19 protein-coding genes and 2 tRNA genes are annotated in these 19,813 nt (G+C 63.0%); 17 read left to right on the forward strand and 4 right to left on the reverse strand.

Features of this window, described 5'->3' with window-relative positions; genetic code table 11:
- Positions 1 to 277: 277 nt before the first annotated feature.
- The 15 genes from NZM16_RS00355 (at position 278) to NZM16_RS00420 (ending at position 14,174) form a co-directional block, all read left to right on the forward strand.
- On the forward strand, positions 278 to 2,230 hold the full coding sequence (locus NZM16_RS00355; RefSeq protein ID WP_295477718.1) for an immune inhibitor A domain-containing protein: 1,953 nt from the start codon (positions 278 to 280) through the stop codon (positions 2,228 to 2,230).
- Positions 2,231 to 2,493: 263 nt separating this feature from the next.
- Positions 2,494 to 2,805 carry a hypothetical protein gene (locus tag NZM16_RS00360; protein WP_295450765.1) on the forward strand — a complete coding sequence of 104 codons (312 nt, stop codon included), beginning with the start codon at positions 2,494 to 2,496 and terminating at the stop codon, positions 2,803 to 2,805.
- Between the two features lie 73 nt (positions 2,806 to 2,878).
- Positions 2,879 to 4,048 (forward strand): phosphatidylserine/phosphatidylglycerophosphate/cardiolipin synthase family protein, encoded by a 1,170-nt coding sequence (locus NZM16_RS00365; protein WP_295477722.1) that lies wholly within the window; start codon positions 2,879 to 2,881, stop codon positions 4,046 to 4,048.
- A 169-nt stretch (positions 4,049 to 4,217) separates the two neighbouring features.
- The gene (locus tag NZM16_RS00370; protein WP_295450763.1) at positions 4,218 to 5,006 is read left to right on the forward strand and encodes a CPBP family intramembrane glutamic endopeptidase; all 789 of its coding nucleotides are present in this window, start codon (positions 4,218 to 4,220) and stop codon (positions 5,004 to 5,006) included.
- A gap of 318 nt (positions 5,007 to 5,324) precedes the next feature.
- On the forward strand, positions 5,325 to 6,101 hold the full coding sequence (locus NZM16_RS00375) for an enoyl-CoA hydratase (protein ID WP_295450761.1): 777 nt from the start codon (positions 5,325 to 5,327) through the stop codon (positions 6,099 to 6,101).
- Positions 6,086 to 6,937, forward strand: coding sequence for an AAC(3) family N-acetyltransferase (locus tag NZM16_RS00380; RefSeq protein WP_295450759.1), 852 nt, complete (start codon positions 6,086 to 6,088; stop codon positions 6,935 to 6,937). Before NZM16_RS00375 ends, NZM16_RS00380 begins: the two co-directional genes overlap by 16 nt.
- Positions 6,938 to 7,164: 227 nt before the next feature.
- Entirely contained in the window at positions 7,165 to 7,581 is a 417-nt protein-coding gene (locus tag NZM16_RS00385; RefSeq protein ID WP_295450756.1) for a RidA family protein, read from the forward strand.
- A 235-nt stretch (positions 7,582 to 7,816) separates the two neighbouring features.
- A tRNA-Ala gene (locus NZM16_RS00390) sits at positions 7,817 to 7,892 on the forward strand.
- 37 nt (positions 7,893 to 7,929) lie between these two features.
- On the forward strand, positions 7,930 to 8,151 hold the full coding sequence (locus tag NZM16_RS00395) for a hypothetical protein (protein ID WP_295477725.1): 222 nt from the start codon (positions 7,930 to 7,932) through the stop codon (positions 8,149 to 8,151).
- A 9-nt stretch (positions 8,152 to 8,160) separates the two neighbouring features.
- The gene (locus tag NZM16_RS13935) at positions 8,161 to 8,412 is read left to right on the forward strand and encodes a type II toxin-antitoxin system RelE/ParE family toxin (RefSeq protein WP_295450752.1); all 252 of its coding nucleotides are present in this window, start codon (positions 8,161 to 8,163) and stop codon (positions 8,410 to 8,412) included.
- Between the two features lie 40 nt (positions 8,413 to 8,452).
- Positions 8,453 to 8,525: transfer RNA gene (locus NZM16_RS00400), tRNA-Ala, on the forward strand.
- A 533-nt stretch (positions 8,526 to 9,058) separates the two neighbouring features.
- Positions 9,059 to 9,574, forward strand: a complete 516-nt coding sequence (locus tag NZM16_RS00405) for a metal-dependent hydrolase (RefSeq protein ID WP_295477728.1) — start codon at positions 9,059 to 9,061, stop codon at positions 9,572 to 9,574.
- A gap of 13 nt (positions 9,575 to 9,587) precedes the next feature.
- Positions 9,588 to 10,514 (forward strand): branched-chain amino acid transaminase, encoded by a 927-nt coding sequence (locus NZM16_RS00410; RefSeq protein ID WP_295450749.1) that lies wholly within the window; start codon positions 9,588 to 9,590, stop codon positions 10,512 to 10,514.
- Positions 10,515 to 10,600: 86 nt separating this feature from the next.
- Positions 10,601 to 13,045 carry a leucine--tRNA ligase gene (gene leuS, locus NZM16_RS00415; protein WP_295450748.1) on the forward strand — a complete coding sequence of 815 codons (2,445 nt, stop codon included), beginning with the start codon at positions 10,601 to 10,603 and terminating at the stop codon, positions 13,043 to 13,045.
- Positions 13,046 to 13,247: 202 nt separating this feature from the next.
- On the forward strand, positions 13,248 to 14,174 hold the full coding sequence (locus tag NZM16_RS00420; RefSeq protein WP_295477732.1) for a DUF3782 domain-containing protein: 927 nt from the start codon (positions 13,248 to 13,250) through the stop codon (positions 14,172 to 14,174).
- Positions 14,175 to 14,328: 154 nt separating this feature from the next.
- On the opposite strand, the gene miaB is transcribed toward NZM16_RS00420, so the two are convergent.
- On the reverse strand, positions 14,329 to 15,657 hold the full coding sequence (miaB, locus tag NZM16_RS00425; protein WP_295453648.1) for a tRNA (N6-isopentenyl adenosine(37)-C2)-methylthiotransferase MiaB: 1,329 nt from the start codon (positions 15,655 to 15,657) through the stop codon (positions 14,329 to 14,331).
- A gap of 459 nt (positions 15,658 to 16,116) precedes the next feature.
- Between miaB and NZM16_RS00430 the strand changes: the two genes are divergently transcribed.
- Complete coding sequence (locus tag NZM16_RS00430) at positions 16,117 to 16,488, forward strand: HEPN domain-containing protein (RefSeq protein ID WP_295453651.1); 372 nt, start codon at positions 16,117 to 16,119, stop codon at positions 16,486 to 16,488.
- Positions 16,436 to 16,822 (forward strand): nucleotidyltransferase domain-containing protein, encoded by a 387-nt coding sequence (locus NZM16_RS00435; protein ID WP_295477735.1) that lies wholly within the window; start codon positions 16,436 to 16,438, stop codon positions 16,820 to 16,822. Before NZM16_RS00430 ends, NZM16_RS00435 begins: the two co-directional genes overlap by 53 nt.
- 150 nt (positions 16,823 to 16,972) lie before the next feature.
- Here the strand turns inward: NZM16_RS00435 and NZM16_RS00440 are convergent, their stop codons facing one another.
- The 3 genes from NZM16_RS00440 to NZM16_RS00450 form a co-directional block, all read right to left on the reverse strand.
- Positions 16,973 to 18,337, reverse strand: a complete 1,365-nt coding sequence (locus NZM16_RS00440; RefSeq protein ID WP_295453656.1) for a cyclic 2,3-diphosphoglycerate synthase — start codon at positions 18,335 to 18,337, stop codon at positions 16,973 to 16,975.
- Between the two features lie 287 nt (positions 18,338 to 18,624).
- Positions 18,625 to 19,368 (reverse strand): twin-arginine translocase subunit TatC, encoded by a 744-nt coding sequence (gene tatC / locus NZM16_RS00445; protein ID WP_295477738.1) that lies wholly within the window; start codon positions 19,366 to 19,368, stop codon positions 18,625 to 18,627.
- The gene (locus NZM16_RS00450; RefSeq protein ID WP_295477741.1) at positions 19,328 to 19,645 is read right to left on the reverse strand and encodes a twin-arginine translocase TatA/TatE family subunit; all 318 of its coding nucleotides are present in this window, start codon (positions 19,643 to 19,645) and stop codon (positions 19,328 to 19,330) included. The genes tatC and NZM16_RS00450 overlap by 41 nt, the downstream gene beginning before the upstream one ends.
- Between the last annotated feature and the right edge of the window lie 168 nt (positions 19,646 to 19,813).

The raw sequence follows: 19,813 nt of genomic DNA on the forward strand, positions 1-19,813 counted from the left end.
ATGGGGAGGGAGGATAAAAGGCTCCCCGAGGAAGCGAAAAAGATCCCGCTTGGCTGCTGACTGAAAGATGTGTTTCGGGGTTGGGGGTGCGGGATCGGAGGCCTTCAGCCCTCGGCCCCGCACCCAACGATTTCGTTCCCCCTCCTTCCCGCGGCCCTCGGGCGCGGGAAGGAGGGAGGGGAAGGGCGTAGTCGATCGACTGAAGCATAGCCGCGAGTTGCGTTATGATGGGAGGAAACCCCACTGAACGGCATCACCCCCGCGCTTCGGAGGAGTCATGAAACACATCCTGTTGGGATTGGGCTTAAGCCTTCTGATCGCCCTGAGCGGGATCTGCATCCGCAGCAGTCTGCCCTCGCCGATCCCCTCCACGCCGACATCGACGTCCCCTGCGGTTTGGACCCAAACGCCATCTGCCTCAGCGCTCCCCGCCTGGGGGGAGGCTTCAGAAACCCTTCAGATCTTGCTTCAAACGGATTTGCCCATCCGGGATCTCCGGGATCTGGCGATTCGATATCGCGGGCTGTCACCGGAGACCCCGGAGACGGCCTGTCATCGGGAGGGGGACCTGCCGGTCGGCGCGCGGCGGGCTTTCCTGGTCTCCAACAACGATACCAGTGAGACCTTTACGGTGACAGCGGTTCTGTGGGTGAAGACGCCGCATCTTTACCTGTGGGTGGAAGAGGATCGCCATGTGAATCCGGCGGATTTAGAAGCCGCGGCGGCAACCTTCGACCAGCGGATCTATCCGACGGTCCGTTCCTTCTTTGGAAGCGAGTGGACGCCCGGGGTGGATTGCGATCCCCGCCTGGTGGTTCTCCACGCGGCCGGGATGGGCGGCGTGGCGGGCTATTATGCCAGCAAGGACGAGTTCCCGAAGGCGGTGCGCCCGGATTCCAATGAGGCGGAGATGTTTTACATCAACCTGGATGCGGTGCGGGTGAACTCGGCGTTCTACAACGGGGTTCTCGCCCACGAATTCCAGCACATGGTCCACTGGCACAACGATCGCAACGAGGAGACGTGGCTCAACGAGGGGGCCTCAGAATTGGCCGCCTTCCTCAGCGGCTATGGCGGGGGTGGATTTGAGCTTTCCTTCCTCGCCAGGCCGGACACCCAGCTGAACACATGGGCACCTCAAGAGGAGGGCAACGCGGAGCACTACGGGGCGGCGTTCCTGTTCATGGAGTATTTCCTGGAGCGCTTCGGAGAAGAGGCCACCCGGCGTCTGATCGCCCATCCGGAGAACGGCCTGGCCGCTGTGGATCAGGTGCTGAAGGGGATCGGCGCGGAGCTGGATGCAGATGCCTTCTTCCTGGAGTGGGTGGCGGCGAACTTCTTGGATCACCTGGATCTTTCCGACGGCCCCCGATATCATGCCCTGCGACTTCCAGCGCCCAATCGGGCGGCGACGGTCCGTCACCTGCCCCAGGAGATCCGGGATGCGGTCTTCCCTTACGCTACGGATTACATGGAGCTCCCTCCAGGCGAAGCTCTGCGTCTGATTTTCCAGGGAACGCCCACGCTTCCGCTCGTCCCCGCTTCTCCTTTCGATGGACATCGGTTCTGGTATGCTGTGCGGGGCGATGAGGGCAATCCGCGGCTGACCCGCGCGGTCGATTTGCGAGGGGTGAGCCGGGCCACCCTGCGCTATCGGATCTGGTATGATCTGGAAGAGGACTGGGACTACGCCTATGTCAGCGTTTCGACCGATGGCGGTCAGCGCTGGACGCTTCTGCGCACCCCCTCGGGGACCGATACGAATCCCCATCATAACAACCTGGGGTGGGGATACACGGGGGTGAGCGGCGGGGACGACAGGCCGCGCTGGATCACCGAGACGGTGGATCTCACGCCGTATGCTGGCCAGGAGATCCTTCTCCGGTTTGAGGTCGTGACCGATGACGCGGTGAATCGTCCGGGGGTCGCCCTGGATGCCCTGGAGATCCCGGAGATCGGGTTCTGGGATAGCGCGGAGACGGACCTGGGGTGGCAGGCGGAAGGCTGGGCGCGGGTCACCCCACAGGTTCCGGTCCGTTTCGCCCTCCAGGTCTTGCGGATCCGCCGGGATGGGACTGTCCGGATCGAGCGTCTTCCCATCGGGGAAGAGGCGAAAGGGGAGTGGATCCTGGAGGGCGGCCCGGATCGCCGTGCGGTCTTGGCGCTCTCGGCCCTCGCCCGGTTCACCACGGAACCAGCGCTCTACACCCTGCGGATCGAGCGGCCGTGAGCGGTTGAGACGAGGCGCTGATGAGGTGGAACGGCCCCACCCCTCGCGGTATCCCCCTCCCCACGGCTCAAAGGGTCGTGAGGGGGAGGAGAAGGGGGGAGGGGCCATTGCCCCTCCGAATGGGCTTTCGCTCTCCAAATCCCTAATTTCATAACAGGTCAAAACAGTAGTCGGGCATATCCGGTGCCCGTTCTGTTTTTGGGAACACCGAACGGGTCCTGAGATGCCAAACTACAAACAAACTGCGAACGAGGAGATGCGCGATGGATCCCAACCCGGAGGCATGGCTGGAGCGCATTCTCGAAGACGAAAGCTGGCGGAGTGGCCTGACGGATGAACAGGCCGGACGCCTTCTTCAGTGGGCTCTCGACCGGGCTGGCCCGTATCCGGAGGAGACCGGTGAGGCCCTGCGCCGGGCGTTGCGCAAGATTCGGCGGGCTGTGCAGGCCTGCGGGGAAGAGGCCGAGACGCTCCTATCGGAATGGGAGATCTCGATGCCGCCGGGGTGGATGAGCTGGACCATTGACGAGCGCCTGGCATGGGTGCTTCAGGCGCTGAGCTCCTGGAGGCCCTGAGCGATTCATTTCGACAGAGCGGGGCAGCAAGGGCATCGCCGCCTCGTTTTCGATTCCCAATAGGGAGGAAGCCATGTTCCCCTCTCGTCCACGGCCAGCCCGCAAAGGGAGGTGGCGGTCTCTGCGCCGGACTCCCTCCCTCGTGGGCCTGGTGAGCTTGTTGCTGCTCGCAGTGGGGATTTTTGTCGTCCAGCGTTGTCTGGCTTTGCCGGAGGCCCCGTCGACGCCTGCCCCGGAGGGACGGGCCGGATGGTATGAGGTCTTTTTCACCACCCCGCGCTTCCCCGATGATCCCGATCTTCATCGAGGAGGCGTGGTGGATTCCCTGATCGCCGCCATCGACAGCGCCCGCCAGACCCTGGATGTGGCGGTCTATGACATCGATCTGATGCCCGTGGCGGAGGCCCTGTTGCGGGCCCGGGACCGCGGCATCCGCGTCCGCGTGGTCACAGAGACGGACAACGCCGACACGAAGGCGATCGCCCGTCTGCGGGCAGGCGGCATCCCAGTGGTGACCGATGAGCGGGAAGGCTATATGCACAATAAATTCATGGTGATCGACGGCGAGCGCGTATGGACCGGCTCCATGAATTTCACGGATAACGACGCTTACCAGAACAACAATAATGCGGCGCTGATCCATTCCCCAGACCTTGCTCGGAACTACGCGATCAAGTTCGCCGCGATGTTCGAGCGGCGGGCTTTCGGCCCGGCCCGTTCCTCCGGCGATACTGTTCCCCAATTGACCATCGAGGGGATCCCGGTGGAAAATTACTTCGCGCCGGAGGATCCCACGGTGGAAGCCATCCGACAGGTGATCCAGGGCGCCCGGGAGCGGATCGTGTTTATGGCCTTCTCCTTCACGCACCCTCAAATCGGCAACGCCTTGCTGGAGCGCGCCCAGGCTGGGGTGGAGATCCATGGGGTCTTCGAGACGGTGGGGGCGGAGGCACCGGCCAGTCAGTTCCGTCGTCTCCGACGGGCCGGGATCGATGTCTTAAAAGATGGCAACCCTTACAATATGCATCACAAGGTGTTCATTATCGATCGCCGGATAGTGCTCTTCGGCTCGTATAATTTCTCCCGGAATGCAGCGCAGGACAACGATGAGAACTTCCTGATCGTAGCGGATCCCGGCATGGCGATGCGTTTTGAAGCGGAGTTCGCTCGGGTCTATGAGCAGGCACTGAACCCGCCCCGCGCCGGATGGCCGGGCGTGGAATGGGTCTTCGCGTCCCGGTAACACTGCTTGTGATCCTATAACTCCTCCCCCTTCCTGCCGCCCTTCGGGCGGCAGGAAGGGGGAATCGAGTGCGGGCAGGAGTTGCGATGATCGTCTCCGCCCCCAAAGCCCGCTTCCCGGGGATTTTGGGGGCGAATCCGCACATCCCCTTCTCAGGAGCATTCCGGCAATGGCGGCGACACAGCCCTCCCGTTCCTCGCCTGAGGAGCTGGAGCCAGCCCCGCCCTGGGGCATCGGACTGGCTCTGACGGCCCTGGCCTATTTCCTGATGGTCCAGTTCATGCTGGGCGTCCTTTTCTTTTTGATCTACTGGGTGCTGCTGGAACCTGCCCAGCCTTTTGAGATGGCTTTCCAGCGCGCAGCGGCCAGCGGGCGTTTCATGGGGCTGGCCAATGGCCTGATTTATCTGTTCATCCTGCTCACTGTGATGGCCGCCCTGCGCCTGTGGGTGCGCCAGCCGCTGGGCCCAGCCCTCCGCCTGGTTCCTCCGGTCCGGATCCCCCTGTGGGCGACGCCGTTCCTGGCCCTGGGCCTGGGGGTCGCCATAGATGCCGTGACGATGGCTATGGGGCGTCCGGTGATCCCGGAGAACATAGCTCCCTTGTTTCAGGGACAGGATCCGCTGGGATGGGTCTCGATGGGGTTCCTCACGGTGGTCGTTGGGCCGCCAACGGAGGAGTTGCTTTTCCGGGGCTTGCTGTATCCTGCTCTCGCGGCGCGAGTGGGCCCGATGTTTTCCATCTATCTGGTCTCTCTGATCTTCGCGCTTTTTCATCTCTTCACTTACGGCGGCACGGCCGACCAGTGGTTTTGGATCGCCCAGGCGTTCCTGGTGGGCCTGGCGCTGACTGGCCTGCGGGCCCGCACCCGCTCGTTGTGGCCTCCCATCGTGATGCACATGACATTGAATCTGTATGCGACGGTGGAGGCCATTTTCCTTTTGAACTTCCGGGCGTAAACCAGACCCACCCATCAATCTGGGGAATCGAGAACCGGGAAGGCCGCCGAAGACGGCCCCGCCCGGCCTCAAAAGTCCCTCTGCTGGGATTATTGCTTTGATCCGTTATGAGTTCGAGATTTTAAAGAACGGAAGCCTGTGGGAGGGACGATGGCCTCTCTCCCTTTCTCCCCTTTCCCCACGGCCCAGAGGGCCGTGGGGAAAGGGGGAGAAAACATCGTTCGAGGGCGGGGGCGGAGCCATTCCACCTCGTCTGACCAGCTCCCAACAGCGTAATGCCTATCCATACAAATCAGTGTGCCTGGCGGAGGGAACCCCATGGCGAGCTACACGTCGATCCTCGTGGAGACTCTCGAGAATGTGGGGCTGATCCGCCTGAACCGGCCCCAGCAACTGAACGCGCTCAACAGCGTCCTGATGGAAGAGCTGGCCACCGCTCTGGAAGCCTTCGACCGGGACGATCAGATCCGGTGCATGGTGATCACCGGCAACGAACGGGCCTTCGCGGCCGGCGCCGATATCAAAGAGATGGCGGAGGCCAGCGCCGTGGAGATGTTGCTTCGGGACAACATCGCCCGGTGGGATCGGATCCAGCGGATCCGGAAGCCGATCATCGCCGCGGTGTCGGGCTGGTGCCTGGGCGGAGGTTGTGAGCTGGCGATGGTCTGTGACATCATCATCGCCTCCGAGACGGCCGTCTTCGGCCAGCCGGAGATCAACATCGGCGTGATGCCGGGTGCCGGAGGGACTCAGCGCCTGACCCGGGCGATCGGGAAGTCGAAGGCGATGGAGATGATCCTGACCGGGCGCTATATGAGCGCCCGGGAGGCCGAGGCCGCCGGGCTGGTCTCCCGCGTGGTCCCTGTGGAGTCCTATCTGGAGGAAGCGATCCGCTTGGCGAAGGAAATCGCCGCCCGCCCGCCCATCGCCGTCCGGCTGGCGAAAGAAGCCGTGAACAAAGCCTTCGAAACCAGCCTGCGGGATGGCCTGGAATACGAACGGCGGCTGTTTTACTTCCTGTTCGCCACGGAAGACCAGAAGGAAGGGATGCAGGCCTTCATCGAGAAACGAAAACCCGAATGGAAAGGACGCTGAGCCCGGTGAGCGCGCCGATCGGTTTCCGAACCCTCGCGCTGGCGCTGGAGGCGGTTCGCTGGAATTCGAACGGCCCCGCTTTGATCCTGGTGGCCCCGGAGACGGAACATCGGGTGCGGGGCGGCGTCGCGACCGTTCTCGGCGCGGTTCAGGCGACGATGCAGGGGAACGTCTGGATCACCCCCGCGTTCACCTCGCGGACCATGGTCTACCCGCGGGTGGGGCCGCCGGATAACGGCGTGGTCTATCTGGCCATGCAGGCGGCGAATTCCCGGGCGACGTTCTTCCACATCGATTTGCCGGCGGATCCCGAATGGGGGCCGTTCCCGGAGGCAGCTCGGCGACTCCCCGGAGCGCGGCGCAGCGAGCATCCGGTCCTCTCGTTCGTTGCGGTAGGCCCTCAGGCCGAGACGGCGGCCGCGGCGCAATCCATCCTGGATCCCTGGGGACCCATCCGCTGGCTGCACGCCGAGGATGGGGATGTGATCCTGGTGGGGGCTGATCATACGATGAATGTGGCCATTCATTACGTGGAAGCCCTGGCCGGGCGGAAGACCTTTGTGCGCTGGGCATTGATGGATCGACGGGTGGTGGAGCTGCCAGGCTTTCCGGGATGTCGACGGGGCTTTGGGGCGGCAGCCCCGTTGCTGGAACCCGCGACTCGCCGGGTTCACCTGGGCGATTGGTTCCTCCAGGGCCTGCCGCTGGAACGGATGGTCCAGATCCTGCTGGACCTGCTGCGCCGGGATCCGATGGCGTTGCTTTGCGAGGATCCGCTTTGCCTGCTCTGCCATGCGGTCCGACAGCACGTGCTTTACGGCGCTCGCCCTGCCTGATGGACCGTTGCCTCCTGTCATACAAACCGGAGCGCGTCGGGCTTCGTCTCGCAGAATCGTTTCGGCCTGGGTAGCGCGTTGGGCAGGCGGGACGGTTCAGGCCGCCTGGGGTGACCTGGGCTACCCCGACCCAGATAGGAGTTACGCTGTTGGCTTCTCCATAGGGGCTTGTCGAAGCATCAGGCTCCTTCGTCCCTTTCGATTTCTGGCGCTCAGGAGGGAGACCAATGGCCCGGGAAGTGATTTCCACAGACCAGGCTCCAGCGGCCGTGGGGCCTTATTCCCAGGCGATCCGGGTGGGGAATCTGATTTTTACGGCGGGGCAGCTGGGGCTGGTTCCCGAAACCCGCCAGCTGGCAGGGCCCGACATCGAAAGCCAGACCCGGCAGGCCCTGGAGAACCTGCGGGCGATCCTGGAGGCGGCGGGGTCTTGCCTGCGCCATGTGGTGAAGACGACGGTGTTTCTGACAGATCTCTCCGAATGGCCCCGGATGAACGCGATTTATGCTGAGTTCTTCCCGGAACGCCCTCCCGCTCGCTCCGCGATCGGCGTGGCCGCCCTTCCGATGGGCGCGCGGGTGGAGATCGAAGCAGTGGCCGAGGTCTGTGATTGCCCCTCGCCCGATGCCTGCGGGTGCGCGTAAGGAGGAGGCGGGCTTTGTCTCTGTCTTGCCATCCCGTGACGCGGGGTGATGACGCGGGGTGGCAGGAAGCGGAGGTATCGCCCCTGGATTCCGGAGGCGGGCAGGCCTGGGGTCGTTAAACGCGGTCTGGCCTCACCTCGGGCAAGATAAGCAACCGGATGTTTGGCGAACCATCCCGTCTTCCCCTACACCTTGACAGGGCTCATGTCCCCAAGGTAAAATAAAGTTTGCACGTGGGGCCGTAGCTCAGCTGGGAGAGCGCTCCTCTCGCACGGGAGAGGTCGCCGGTTCGAATCCGGTCGGCTCCACCAGGATGTTTAAGAATCGAATCTTGTATTGGAGGCCAGAGTGGGCGTTGCGGAGCTGTTGCAGGCTGCAGAATTCGTTGTGGATGCCCACGGGAATAAGAAAGCCGTGTTGCTGGATTATAAGGTCTGGGAAGAGCTGTTGACCTTGCTCGAAGACTGGGAGGATGCGGAGGAAATGCAGCGCCTTCGCGAGGCTGGCGAGGAAGCGCTCCCGTGGGAAGACGCCAAAGCCGAACTGCGTGCCAGGGGAAAAGATTTATAAAACCAAGAAATGTATCGCATTCTCATCCTGCGGAAAGCGATCAAAGATATTGATGATCTGCCCAAAGAATATGCCCGTTTGATCGCCGAACATATTGACCGGTTAAGAGAGAACCCTAGGCCGCTAGATGTAAAGAAGCTTCGAAAAGCCGGAGGTTATAGTTTACGAGTGGGAGTGTATCGGATCCTTTATGATATAGATGACGATACCCTCATCGTTACTATCTATCGGGTGAAGCATCGGCGCGAGGCTTACCGTTGATCTGATTCCCTAGGTGAGTTTTGCCTTCGTGAAACTGTGTGGGCCCGTAGCGCAGCTGGGAGCGCGCCTCAATGGCATTGAGGAGGTCACGGGTTCGAATCCCGTCGGGTCCACCTTTCGAAAGGGGCGCGAAAGCGCCCCGTTGTTTTACCCCCAGCTGGGTTTGGGACAGCTGAGAACCTTCCTTTACCGCTCAAAGAGCTGCTTTTAAGGAGAAGGATGGGAAATTTAAAAGGCGGGCGGAATCGCCGAAAGCGGCCCCGCTTGCGCTCCTATTCCTCGGATATGAGGGCCGAGCCCTTCGTCCAGAGTCTGCTTTACTGAAAGGCGATTCCATCGAAAGGCGAGGAAGGGGAGTAGTAGGCCATCCCCCAGCGAGCGGCCGGGTGGTGCAAGGCCGCAGGGCCCTCGGGGAGGGCCCGGGGGCGCTTTGCTCCCAAAGGCCGAACTCGCCCTGGAGCTGCCGGGGTGAAGGCGAGCCTCGCTAAAGCTCCGGCCGGGCTGCGCCCGTTATCGTGCCCGAGCGCACCGGAGGCGGGAGAACTTCCTTCCGGTGAATCAGGGTGGGACCGCGGAGGAACCCCCCTTCGTCCCTGACGGAGGGGGGTTCCTTGTTTTTGGGAATTCACAAGGGCTGGGAGGTTCGATGACGTTGATGGCCCATGCGGCGGCAGGCGTGGTGGCCGCTTACATGATCCAGCGCGCTACGCATCAGCCGTTCCACCTGGGGATCGCCGGGCTGGCGGTCTTTCTCAGCGGGCTGCCGGACCTGGATCTCCTGTGGGGATGGTGGCGTCGGCGGCGCGCGGGGGAGGAAGGCCATAACCCTCACCATGCCCTCTGGACGCATACGCCGCTGTTCTGGGTGATCTGGGGGGGGATCCTGGCATGGGGATTCCATCTGCCGCTGGGGCTGGTGATCGGGCTGGCCCTGGTGCATCTCGTGCTGGATAGCATCGGGACCGATGATGGGATCATGTGGCTCTGGCCCTGGCGTCGGCGTCAGTATGCCCTGTGGCCCCGGAATCTCCACGCCGCGGGGGCCCGCGGGCTGGCTTTCTATCGTCGATACTATCGACAGCCTCTGCTTCTGCTGATCGAGCTATCGCTGCTCACCGTGGCCTCGATGATCCTGGGCTGGGAGATCCTTCGAACTTTCTGAGGGAGGAGCCCGGATGGCGCCAAGAAGCGAGTGGATCTGGTGGAACGGTCAGCTGGTGCCCTGGGATCAGGCGACGATCCATGTCACGGCCCACGCCCTGCATTATGGGACCAGCGTGTTCGAGGGGATCCGGGCCTATGAGACGCCTCGTGGGGCAGCGATCTTCCGGCTCCGGCCCCACCTGGCCCGGCTCTTCTTCTCCGCCCGGCTCCTGCGCTTCGAGATCCCTTACACTGAAGACGAGCTGGCGCAGGCCGTAGTGGAGACGGTGCGGGCGAACCGCCATTCCTCCTGTTATATCCGCCCTCTGGTCTTTCGGGGCGCGGGGCCGCTGGGCGTGGATGGCCGCTCATGCCCGGTGGAGGTGGTGATCATCACCTTTGAGTGGGGGAAGTATCTCGGCCAGGAGGCCCTGGAGAAAGGCGTGGACGTTATTGTCTCCTCATGGCGACGCATGGCGCCGGACACGTTCCCGGCCCTGGGCAAGATCGGCGGCCAGTATGTCAACTCACAGTTTGCGGCGATGGAGGCGCATGATCTGGGATATGCGGAAGCCATTATGCTGGATGCCTATGGCTACGTGGCGGAGGGCAGCGGGGAGAATCTCTTCCTGGTCAAGGACGGTGTGCTTTACACGCCGCCTTTGCATCAATCGATTCTGCTTGGCGTAACCCGCGATACCGTGCTGACTCTGGCCCGAGAGCAGGGTATTGAGGTGCGGGAACAGCCCATTCCGCGGGAATGGCTGTATGCAGCCGACGAGATCTTCATGACGGGCACGGCGGCCGAGATCACGCCGGTGCGTTCCGTGGATCGCATCCCGATCGGCCGGGGGGAACCCGGCCCGATCACCCGTCGGCTCCAGGAGCGCTTCTTCGCCATCGTGACGGGCGAGGCCCCCGATGGATATGGGTGGTTGACGCCTGTAGGATCTGCATAGGGGAAACGCCATCTCAGAAAGTTGCCCGTGGCGGTCTTTCGACTCCGCGGCCCGAAGGGCTTGAAAAGAGAGGAGGTATAGGGAAAATGGAGCGCTATGATCCGCAGGTCATTGAGCCGAAATGGCAGCAGCGCTGGGAGGAGACCGGCATCTATCGGGCGGTGCGCGACCCGAGCCGCCCCAAGTTCTACTTCCTGACGATGTTCCCCTACCCCTCGGGGGACCTGCACATGGGCCACTGGTTCGCCATGGCTCCCAGCGACGCGGTCGCTCGCTACCTGCGCATGAAGGGCTATAATGTCCTCTTCCCCATCGGCTTTGACGCCTTTGGCCTGCCAGCGGAGAACGCGGCCATCAAGCACAACACCCACCCGAAAACGTGGACCTACGCCAACATCGAGCGGATGCGCCGGCAGCTGCGCAGCATGGGGGCCTCCTTCGACTGGACACGCGAGGTGGTCACCTGCGAGCCGGAGTATTACAAGTGGAACCAGTGGTTTTTCATCCAGTTTTTCAAGCGCGGGCTGGCCTACCGCAAACGCTCGGCGGTGGACTTCTGCCCGAAGTGCAATACCACCCTGGCCCGGGAGCAGGTGGTCTCTGAGGACGGCGAGCGGGTCTGCGAACGCTGCGGGACGCCGGTGATCAAAAAGGAGTTGGAGCAGTGGTTCCTGCGCATCACCGCTTACGCCGAGGAATTGCTGGACCACAGCCGGCTGGACTGGCCGGAGCGGGTCTGCACGATGCAGAAGAACTGGATCGGCCGCAGCGAGGGGGCGGAGATCGTCTTCCCCACCGAGGGCGAGGAGTCCATCGTGGTGTTCACCACGCGGCCCGACACGCTGTTCGGAGCAACCTTCATGGTGCTGGCCCCCGAGCACCCGCTGGTGCCGAAATTGACAGCTCCAGACCGCCGGAAGGAGGTGGAGGCATACATCCAGGAAGCCCAGCGGCGCACGGAGATCGAGCGGCTATCTCTGGAACGGGAGAAGACGGGGGTCTTCATCGGCGCGTATGCCCGGCACCCGCTGACGGAGGAGCGATTGCCGATCTGGATCTCGGACTATGTGCTGATGGAATACGGGACCGGGGCCATCATGGGGGTGCCGGCCCACGATCAGCGTGACTTCGAGTTCGCGGTGAAGTTTCAACTGCCCATCCGGGTGGTGATCGCCCCGCCGGACTGGAAGGGCGAGCCCCTTTCCGCTGCCTACGAGGGACCCGGGACGATGGTGAACTCCGGCCCCTTCGACGGCTTGCCGAGCGAGGAGGGGAAGCGGGCGGTGACGGCGGAGCTGGAGCGGCGGGGTCTGGGCCGGCCGGCGATCTCCTACCGGCTGCGGGATTGGTGCATCAGCCGCCAGCGCTACTGGGGCACTCCGATCCCTATTATCTACTGCCCGACGTGCGGCATGGTCCCGGTGCCAGAGGACCAGCTGCCGGTGCTGCTGCCCGAGAGCGTCAACGTGTTGCCCACCGGCGAGTCCCCGCTGAAATACCTGGAGGACTTTGTGAAGACCACCTGCCCGCAGTGCGGTGGGCCGGCGGAGCGGGAGACCGACACCATGGACACCTTCGTGGACTCCTCCTGGTATCAATATCGTTATCTGAGCCCGCATAAGGAGGACGCTCCGTGGGACGAGGAGGAGGCCCGTTACTGGCTGCCGGTGGACCTGTATACGGGCGGGGTGGAGCACGCTACGATGCACCTGCTCTACACCCGGTTCTGGACCAAGGTCCTGCGGGATATGGGGATGGTCTGGTTCGATGAGCCGATGATCCGCCTGCGCAACCAGGGCGTCATCCTGGGGGAGGATCGGGAGAAGATGTCCAAGTCGCGGGGGAATGTGGTGGCCCCGGATGAACTGGTGATGCGCTATGGGGCGGATACGGTGCGGGCGTATCTGATGTTCGGCTTCCGATGGGATATGGGCGGTCCATGGAGCTCCACGGGCATCGAGGGCGTGCACCGCTGGCTGCACCGCGTATGGAACCTGGTCCTGGAGCCCGCCAGCGTCGAGGGGATACCCACCCCTGAGCAGGTGGCTGCGTTGCGACGTTGGACCCATCGGACCATCCAGCGGGTGAGCCGGGATCTGGAGGATTTCGAGTTCAACACCGCCATCGCTGCGCTGATGGAGTTCACCAACTACCTGCAGGACGCCAAGGATACCCCTGTGGTTCACCACGAGGCGTGGGATGAGGCCATCCGGACCCTGATGCTGTTGCTGGCACCGTTTGCGCCGCATCTGGCGGAGGAGCTGTGGGAGCGCGTGGGGTATCCGTATAGCGTCCACCAGCAGCCGTGGCCCCAGTGGGATGAGGAGCTGGCCAAAGCGGACACCATCACCCTGGTGATCCAGATCAACGGCCGGGTGCGGGATCGGGTGGACGTGCCGGCCTCCATCACCGAGGAGGAGGCCAGGCGCATCGCGCTGGACCGGGCCAACGTCCGTCGCCACTTAGGCGACCGGCAGCCCCAGCGCATTATCTACGTGCCGGGCCGGCTGATCAACATCGTGGTGGAATGAGGAGCAAACACTTCAGGGATAGCTTAGGAAAGCAAAGAGCAGCCCCGAAATGGGGGATTTGGAATATAATTGGGTTGCCTGCTCCTTATTCTGGCGCTACCGATCGGCCTGAGGGGTCTGATGGGGGAAGGAAAGCGGAGCTATCCCCCGCTTAATGGTGCCGCGGGTCTAATGAAGGCTGATGCTGGGAGGGAAAGTTTAAATGTCCATCACGCTCGATGATCTTCCAACTCTGCTGGCGTTGCTAGATAAGCATCCCGAATGGCGGGAGGCTCTGCGGGCGGTTTTGCTTTCTGAAGAGCTGCTGAAGATGCCTGAGGAGCTTCGACGTCTGGAGGGGGTGATCGCCAAGATCCTGGAAGCCCACCGCTTGGGCGAGGAGGCTCTCGCCGCCTTTCGGATGGAAAGTGAGCGGCGATTTATGGAGCTGGCCGGGGCCCTCACTCGTTTAAGCGAAATGCAGAATCGCTTGTCTGAGGTGCAGGCGCGGATGGAGGAGCGGATGACGCGCCTGGAGGAGCGGGTGGGGCGTCTGGAGGAGGCGGTGGCCCGTTTGATTGAGGTGCAGGCGCGGATGGAGGAACGGATGACGCGCCTGGAGGAGCGGGTAGGGCATTTGGAGGAGCGGGTGGGGCGTCTGGAGGAGGCGGTGGCCCGTTTGATTGAGGTGCAGGCGCGGATGGAGGAACGGATGACGCGCCTGGAGGAGCGGATGATCCGAATGGAGGAACGGATATTGCGGCGTCTTAATGCGTTTGGAGCTCGTTGGGGGTTGCGCAGTGAGCGAGCGTGGCGGGAAGGGATGCGGGCCGTGCTGGAAGAAGCGGGGTTCGAAGTAGAGCGATGGACCGACTTTGATGAGCGGGGAGAGGTCTTCAACTTCCCATCTGATGTAGAAGTGGATGTGGTAATTCGAAATGGACGGGTTCTAGTGGTGGAGCTGCGGACTTCGGTCAGCCGAGAGGCGCTTCCCACCATGGAACGAAAGGTGAGGTTCTACGAAGGCCGAACGGGCCGCAAGGTAGACCGAAGGATTCTGGTGACCCCATGGTATGATCCAGGCGTAGATGAGCTGGCTCGCCGGCTAGGATGGGAGCTCTACGGTGAACCGGAGGAGATCCAGGAATAAGTGCTTCCTTGCTTCAGAGTTTCAGGGATGGGGGCGGGATTGATAAGCCCGCCCCCATCTTTTCCGTCTCTTCGGGAGTTTGCGTAGCCATGATCTGCTGGGCCTCCACGCATGGAGGTGCAGCAACTGGGGTATACTTGCCCTGGTCCTTGATCTATAGGAGAGGGGCTCCCTGGAGGGACCAGGCGCCCGCCGACAGGATGCGAACCTGAACCAGCTGGCCCCGCCAGTCGCGGTCGCCGTCCTCAAAGAACACCAGCTTGTTGTTCCGAGTCCGCCCGAACCACTTCCCCTTCTCGTTGCGATCCTCCACCAGGATCTCCACCGTCTGCCCGATCAGGGCCTCGTTCTTGCGGCGGGAGATCCGTTCGTAGAGCTCCTCCAGCATCCGGAAGCGGCGTTCCTTCTCCTCGGGCGGCACGTCGTCCGCCATGGTGCGCCAGGCCACCGTTCCCGGCCGGGGGGAGTATTTGGCGATGTGCACCACGTCGAACTCCAGCTCCTCCACCAGCCGGTAGGTGTCCATGAACTGCTCTTCGGTCTCCCCGCAGAAGCCCACAATGATGTCCGTAGCGATCGAGGCGTTCGGGATGCGCTTCCGGATCTTCTCCACCACCCGCTTGTAGTCGGCCACTGTGTAGCCCCGGCGCATGCGGGCCAGCACCTCGTCGTTGCCCGCCTGGACAGGGATCTCGATGTGCTCGCAGACCTTGGGCAGCTCGGCCACCGCGTCGATGATCCGGTCGGTCATGAAGCTGGGATGGGAGGTCAGGAAGCGGATGCGCTGGATCCCTTCCACCTCGTGGACCACCTGCAGGAGATCGGCCAGATCTGGGCCGTCGGGGATGTCTTTGCCGTAACGGTCCACGATCTGGCCCAGCAGGGTCACTTCCTTCACCCCCTGTTCGGCCAGGGCGCGCACCTCAGCAGCCACCTGGCCCACCGGGCGGCTCCGCTCGGGGCCGCGGCGGTAAGGGATGATGCAGAAGGTGCAGCCGAAGGAACAGCCGTGCACAACCGGCACATACGCCGTCACCTTCCGGCCGCGCTCGGAGAGGGGCAGCACGAGCTCCTCATCCTGGAGGGCGTAGCGGATCATCCGGTCCATGTCTTCCTGCGCCCGCCCCTCATCGATCCGCCGGGCCAGAAAGTTCACCAGCGGCCGGGGGTCCGCCGGCGGCATGAACACATCGACCCAGGGGAAGGCCCGTCGCAGCCCCTCGTTTCCCTTCACCCCGACGAGGCAGCCCATGACCGCCACCACCCGGTCGGGCCGTCGCTCCTTCAGGGGGCGGACCATATGGAGCCACCCATAGGCCTTCTCCTCAGCCGACTGGCGGACCACACAGGTGTTCACGACCAGCACATCGGCCTGCTCAGGCCGTTCTGCCATCTGATACCCGAGTTTCTCCAAGGCCGAGGCCAGCCGCTCGCTGTCGGCGACGTTCATTTGACAGCCAAAGGTGTGAATGTAATACCGCATCCCTGCGCTTCCTGTCCGGATCCCCCGGAAGGGCTTTGAGCTCCAGGAAATGATCGATTCGCTCATCATTTTAGGGGGATCATCGGGCTCCCGTCAAATCGGAAAGCAGCGCCGGTGTGCCCCAAATCAATCCGGCAACGCTTACTTGGGAGGGATTGCGCTCCCTATTCGCGCCATCGATTCCTCTCCCCCCAGGCCCAGAGGGCCTCGGGGAGAGGAAATCCAGGGGGACCCTTGCCGTAGTGTCTCCATTCGTCAGCAGCTCAGCGCTACCTCGAATCCGCGGGACGATATTCCGGCTTCTGGATCCGCGTCTTTTCCGCAGAGATGGTGCGCCTGCCGATTCGGCGGGCCAGGAGGCCCGCTGGCTCTGTGAAGAAGATCACCAGGACCGGAAGGAGGCGGCCGGATACGATTCCTCTTGAGGGGTGGTGGACGATTCGATTCGCTGGAGGATCTATGGCCAGCCGCTGGAAGGACGGGTATGAACATCCTCAACATTCAGCATGGATACTTAATGAATGGGCCTGTTTCACCCTTCAGCGATCCGTGGAGAAGATCATTAAGGCCTTGGGGCTGGCGCTGGGGCTGACGCTCTGGGGGCATTCTCTGACCGAGATGCTGAAGCTGATCGAGCAGCGCATCCCCGTTCCGCCCGAGATCCTGGATGACGCCCGATCCCTGGACTTTTATTACATCCCGCCTCGCTATCCCAACGGGTTTCCATCCGGAAAGCCCGCGGATTATTTCACGGAAGCTCAGGCGCGGGAGGCACTGGATGCGGCGGATCATATCATCGGGTTCTGTGAAAGCCATCTTCCTGGATCGTGATGCGCTGCTTCGACGGTTGCGGGAGGTCGCCGTTGAGGCCCTGGAGGCTTTTCCAGAGCTCCAGGAGGTGTGGCTCATTGGCTCCCTGGCTGCTGGGACGGCCACGGGCACCAGCGATGTGGATCTGCTGCTTCAGGTGAAGGAGATCCAGGGGAATCCCCTGGAGGCCGCGAAGCCCTATTACTTTTTCTTCTCCCGTCGCCTGGAGATCGCCCTGGATCTTCTGCTGGCGGGCCCGGAGCTCTCCCCCGGCCTGGAGGCGGCTCTGGCAGGGGGCGTTCGGCTAGCCATGCGAGGTGAAACGCGCGATTCCGGGCTGGAAAAAAGGCCTTGATCGGGCAAATCCTCGGTGTCTTTCCCCTTCCCGCCGCCCGAAGGGCGGCGGGAAGGGGAGAAGGGGACCCGGCCCTCTCCATCGGGTCCCTCCCAGCGGAATGAGGGGGACGACCCAGGGGTTGCTCTCCCCGACAGGAAGGGACTATCGTTAGGGCTCCATACGCGGTGCAGGAGCCTCCGGTGGGCGTGGGCCGCGCCCCAGGCGCTCCGCCAGCACATCCATCAGGGTGGGGCGGCCGATCTCCTGGATCTCATAGCGCACCCTCATGATCGGATGTCGCACCCTCAGAATGCGGCTCAGATCCACCGGGGTGGCCGCCAGGACCAGATCACAGGGCACCCGGTTGATCGTCTCCTCCAGTTCCCGGATCTGCTCGGCGCCGTAGCCCATGGCGGGGAGCACCGGGCCTGTTTGCGGGTAAAGCCGATAGGTTTCCTGAATGCTCCCCACCGCATAGGGGCGGGGGTCGATGATCTCGGCCGCGCCGAAGCGGCGGGCGGCCACCACCCCTGCCCCGTAGGCCATCTCTCCATGCGTGAGGGTTGGCCCATCCTCCACCACCAGGAGCCGCCGGCCGCGGATGGCTCCTGGATCCTCCACGAAGATGGGCATGGCCGCCTCGATCAGGATCGCCCGCGGGTTGGCTTGGAGGATGTTCTCCCGAACCTGGACGATGGCCTCCGGAGGGGCAGTGTCGATCTTGTTGATCACCACTACATGGGCCATGCGGAGGTTCGCCTCGCCCGGATGATACCGCAGCTCATGGCCCGGACGGTGGGGATCCGCCACCACAATGTGGAGATCCGGGACGAAGAAGGGGAAGTCGTTGTTCCCCCCATCCCAAAGGATGAGGTTCCCCTCGGCCTCCGCGGCTCGCAGGATCTGTTCATAATCGACTCCTGCATAGACCGTGAAGCCGTTGGCGAGGTGGGGCTCGTATTCCTCCCGCTCCTCAATGGTGCACTCATAGCGGTCCAGATCCTCAAAGGAAGCGAATCGTTGCACGATCTGTTTGCGCAGGTCGCCGTAGGGCATCGGGTGGCGGACGATCACGGGGTTCCATCCGAGCTCTCGCAGGAGACGGGCCACCCGGCGGGTGGTGGGGCTTTTGCCGCTGCCGGTGCGCACTGCGCCGATGGAGACCACCGGCTTGCGGGATTTCAGCTGCGTGGCCTTCGGGCCCATCAACCAGAAATCCGCCCCGGCGGCGTGAGCGATGCTGGCTCGATGCATCACATACTCATGGCTGACGTCGCTGTAGGCGAACACCACGCGATCCGCCTGGAAGCGGCGGATCAGCTCAGGGAGCTCTTCCTCGGGATAGATCGGAATGCCGTTCGGGTAAAGCGGACCGGCGAGCTCCGGCGGATAGAGACGCCCTTCGATGTTTGGGATCTGGGCGGCCGTGAAGGCCACCACCTCGTAGTCCGGGTTGTTCCGGAAGAACACGTTGAAGTTATGGAAGTCGCGCCCGGCGGCGCCCATGATGATCACCCGGATGGGATTGGCCATGGTGAAATCCTCCTTTTCAGCTATTTTGGGGTTGTTCGGGGGTGGGGCTGGGGCCCTTGCCCCCAGCCCCACCCCCGAAAGATGTTTTCTCCCCCTCCCCACGGCCTTCCGGGCCGCAAGGAGGGGGAGAAAGGTGAGGAGGAGCCATCGCCCTTCCGAGCGGTCTTCCGCATCTTTCAAGCTCGAACTCATAGCTGCTCGAAACGCGCTGTGAGGATCTCCCTTGCGGCTTAGAAGGATCCCTCCTCGAGGTCCTTTGGGCCTCATAGCTGAGGATTCCGAAATCCCTAATCTGCGAGGGCCGCCAGCAGCACGCTGAGCAAATAGAGGGCGATTAACGGCACCATCACGATGGACATGTTCACTGGATCCACCGTCGGCGTGATGGCGGCCGCCAGGATGGCGATCATCAACACGGCGAAGCGCCAGGCTCGCAGCAGCTGACGGGCCGTGATCAACCGGGCCTTCGCCAGGGCGAAGAAGGCCAGGGGCATCTCGAAGCTTAACCCCAGCCAGAACATCAGGGAGACCACAAAGGAGAGATAGCTGGAGGGGCGCGGCTCGGTGCGGATGCCGGCGAAGGTGGTCAGGAAGGGGATGGCCACCGGCATCATCACGAAGTAAGTGAAAGCGGCCCCTCCCAGGAAGAGCATGGTGGCCAGCGGCACCAGCAGAAGGATGATGCGGCGTTCGTGGGGAAGCAATCCGACGTAAACGAACGCCAGGATCTGATAGGTGATATACGGGAAAGCCAGGGTGAAGCCGGTCAGCAGGGCCACCCGCATATAGGCAGCGATGCTTTCGGTGACGTCGATCGAAACCAGGCCGGCGCGGCCTCCAACAGGGGCGGCCAGGAAATCGATGACCCGATCCGCCACCAGCAGCCCGATCCCCGTCCCGATCCCCAGGGCGATCAAGCTGTGGATCAGTCGCTGGCGCAGCTCCTCCAGGTGCTCCAGCAACGGCCGGGGCTGATCCTGCGCTGGCGCCTTAACGGTCTTCCGGGCGGTCGGTCGTCGAAGGATTCGCATCCGCAGTCCCGCTTAAGGACGGCAACTGATAGGTGGCAGCCTCCGGCGGGAGAGTGACCTTCGGCTGATCCTGGACGGCCCACTCGACCTCCCGGCTCGCCTCTTGAACCTCAGCCTCCCATTCCCGCCGGAACTCCGCGTAAAGGAGCTGGGCCTGGCGGATCCATCGGCCCAGCTGATAGGCCAGGCGGGGCAGATCCCGCGGCCCTAACAGGATGAAGGCCAACAGGAAGATGAAGGCCAGTTCCATCGGACCAATGCCAAACAGGCTCTCCATCAGAGGATCCTTTCACGGATTTGAGCGAGTTCTGCCAGGTTAGTCATCGCTCCCTGCTCTCTGCCTGAGGGAGGCGATTGCTCTGTCCATTTTTGATTTGGAGGTTTCCGGGGGCAGGGCTGGAGGCTGAAGGCCCCCAGCATCGCCCCCGAAAGATATTTTCTCCCC

This window comes from Thermoflexus sp. (genome assembly GCF_025055495.1).
Classification (GTDB): domain Bacteria; phylum Chloroflexota; class Anaerolineae; order Thermoflexales; family Thermoflexaceae; genus Thermoflexus.

Bases quoted from the DNA above. Each gene is read 5' to 3' on its own strand.
- NZM16_RS00355 (WP_295477718.1), top strand. From the start codon at position 278: ATGAAACACATCCTGTTGGGATTGGGCTTAAGCCTTCTGATCGCCCTG.
- NZM16_RS00360 (WP_295450765.1), top strand. From the start codon at position 2,494: ATGGATCCCAACCCGGAGGCATGGCTGGAGCGCATTCTCGAAGACGAA.
- NZM16_RS00365 (WP_295477722.1), top strand. From the start codon at position 2,879: ATGTTCCCCTCTCGTCCACGGCCAGCCCGCAAAGGGAGGTGGCGGTCT.
- NZM16_RS00370 (WP_295450763.1), top strand. From the start codon at position 4,218: ATGGCGGCGACACAGCCCTCCCGTTCCTCGCCTGAGGAGCTGGAGCCA.
- NZM16_RS00375 (WP_295450761.1), top strand. From the start codon at position 5,325: ATGGCGAGCTACACGTCGATCCTCGTGGAGACTCTCGAGAATGTGGGG.
- NZM16_RS00380 (WP_295450759.1), top strand. From the start codon at position 6,086: ATGGAAAGGACGCTGAGCCCGGTGAGCGCGCCGATCGGTTTCCGAACC.
- NZM16_RS00385 (WP_295450756.1), top strand. From the start codon at position 7,165: ATGGCCCGGGAAGTGATTTCCACAGACCAGGCTCCAGCGGCCGTGGGG.
- NZM16_RS13935 (WP_295450752.1), top strand. From the start codon at position 8,161: ATGTATCGCATTCTCATCCTGCGGAAAGCGATCAAAGATATTGATGAT.
- NZM16_RS00405 (WP_295477728.1), top strand. From the start codon at position 9,059: ATGACGTTGATGGCCCATGCGGCGGCAGGCGTGGTGGCCGCTTACATG.
- NZM16_RS00410 (WP_295450749.1), top strand. From the start codon at position 9,588: ATGGCGCCAAGAAGCGAGTGGATCTGGTGGAACGGTCAGCTGGTGCCC.
- leuS (WP_295450748.1), top strand. From the start codon at position 10,601: ATGGAGCGCTATGATCCGCAGGTCATTGAGCCGAAATGGCAGCAGCGC.
- NZM16_RS00420 (WP_295477732.1), top strand. From the start codon at position 13,248: ATGTCCATCACGCTCGATGATCTTCCAACTCTGCTGGCGTTGCTAGAT.
- miaB (WP_295453648.1), bottom strand. From the start codon at position 15,657: ATGCGGTATTACATTCACACCTTTGGCTGTCAAATGAACGTCGCCGAC.
- NZM16_RS00430 (WP_295453651.1), top strand. From the start codon at position 16,117: ATGGCCAGCCGCTGGAAGGACGGGTATGAACATCCTCAACATTCAGCA.
- NZM16_RS00435 (WP_295477735.1), top strand. From the start codon at position 16,436: ATGCGGCGGATCATATCATCGGGTTCTGTGAAAGCCATCTTCCTGGAT.
- NZM16_RS00440 (WP_295453656.1), bottom strand. From the start codon at position 18,337: ATGGCCAATCCCATCCGGGTGATCATCATGGGCGCCGCCGGGCGCGAC.
- tatC (WP_295477738.1), bottom strand. From the start codon at position 19,368: ATGCGAATCCTTCGACGACCGACCGCCCGGAAGACCGTTAAGGCGCCA.
- NZM16_RS00450 (WP_295477741.1), bottom strand. From the start codon at position 19,645: ATGGAGAGCCTGTTTGGCATTGGTCCGATGGAACTGGCCTTCATCTTC.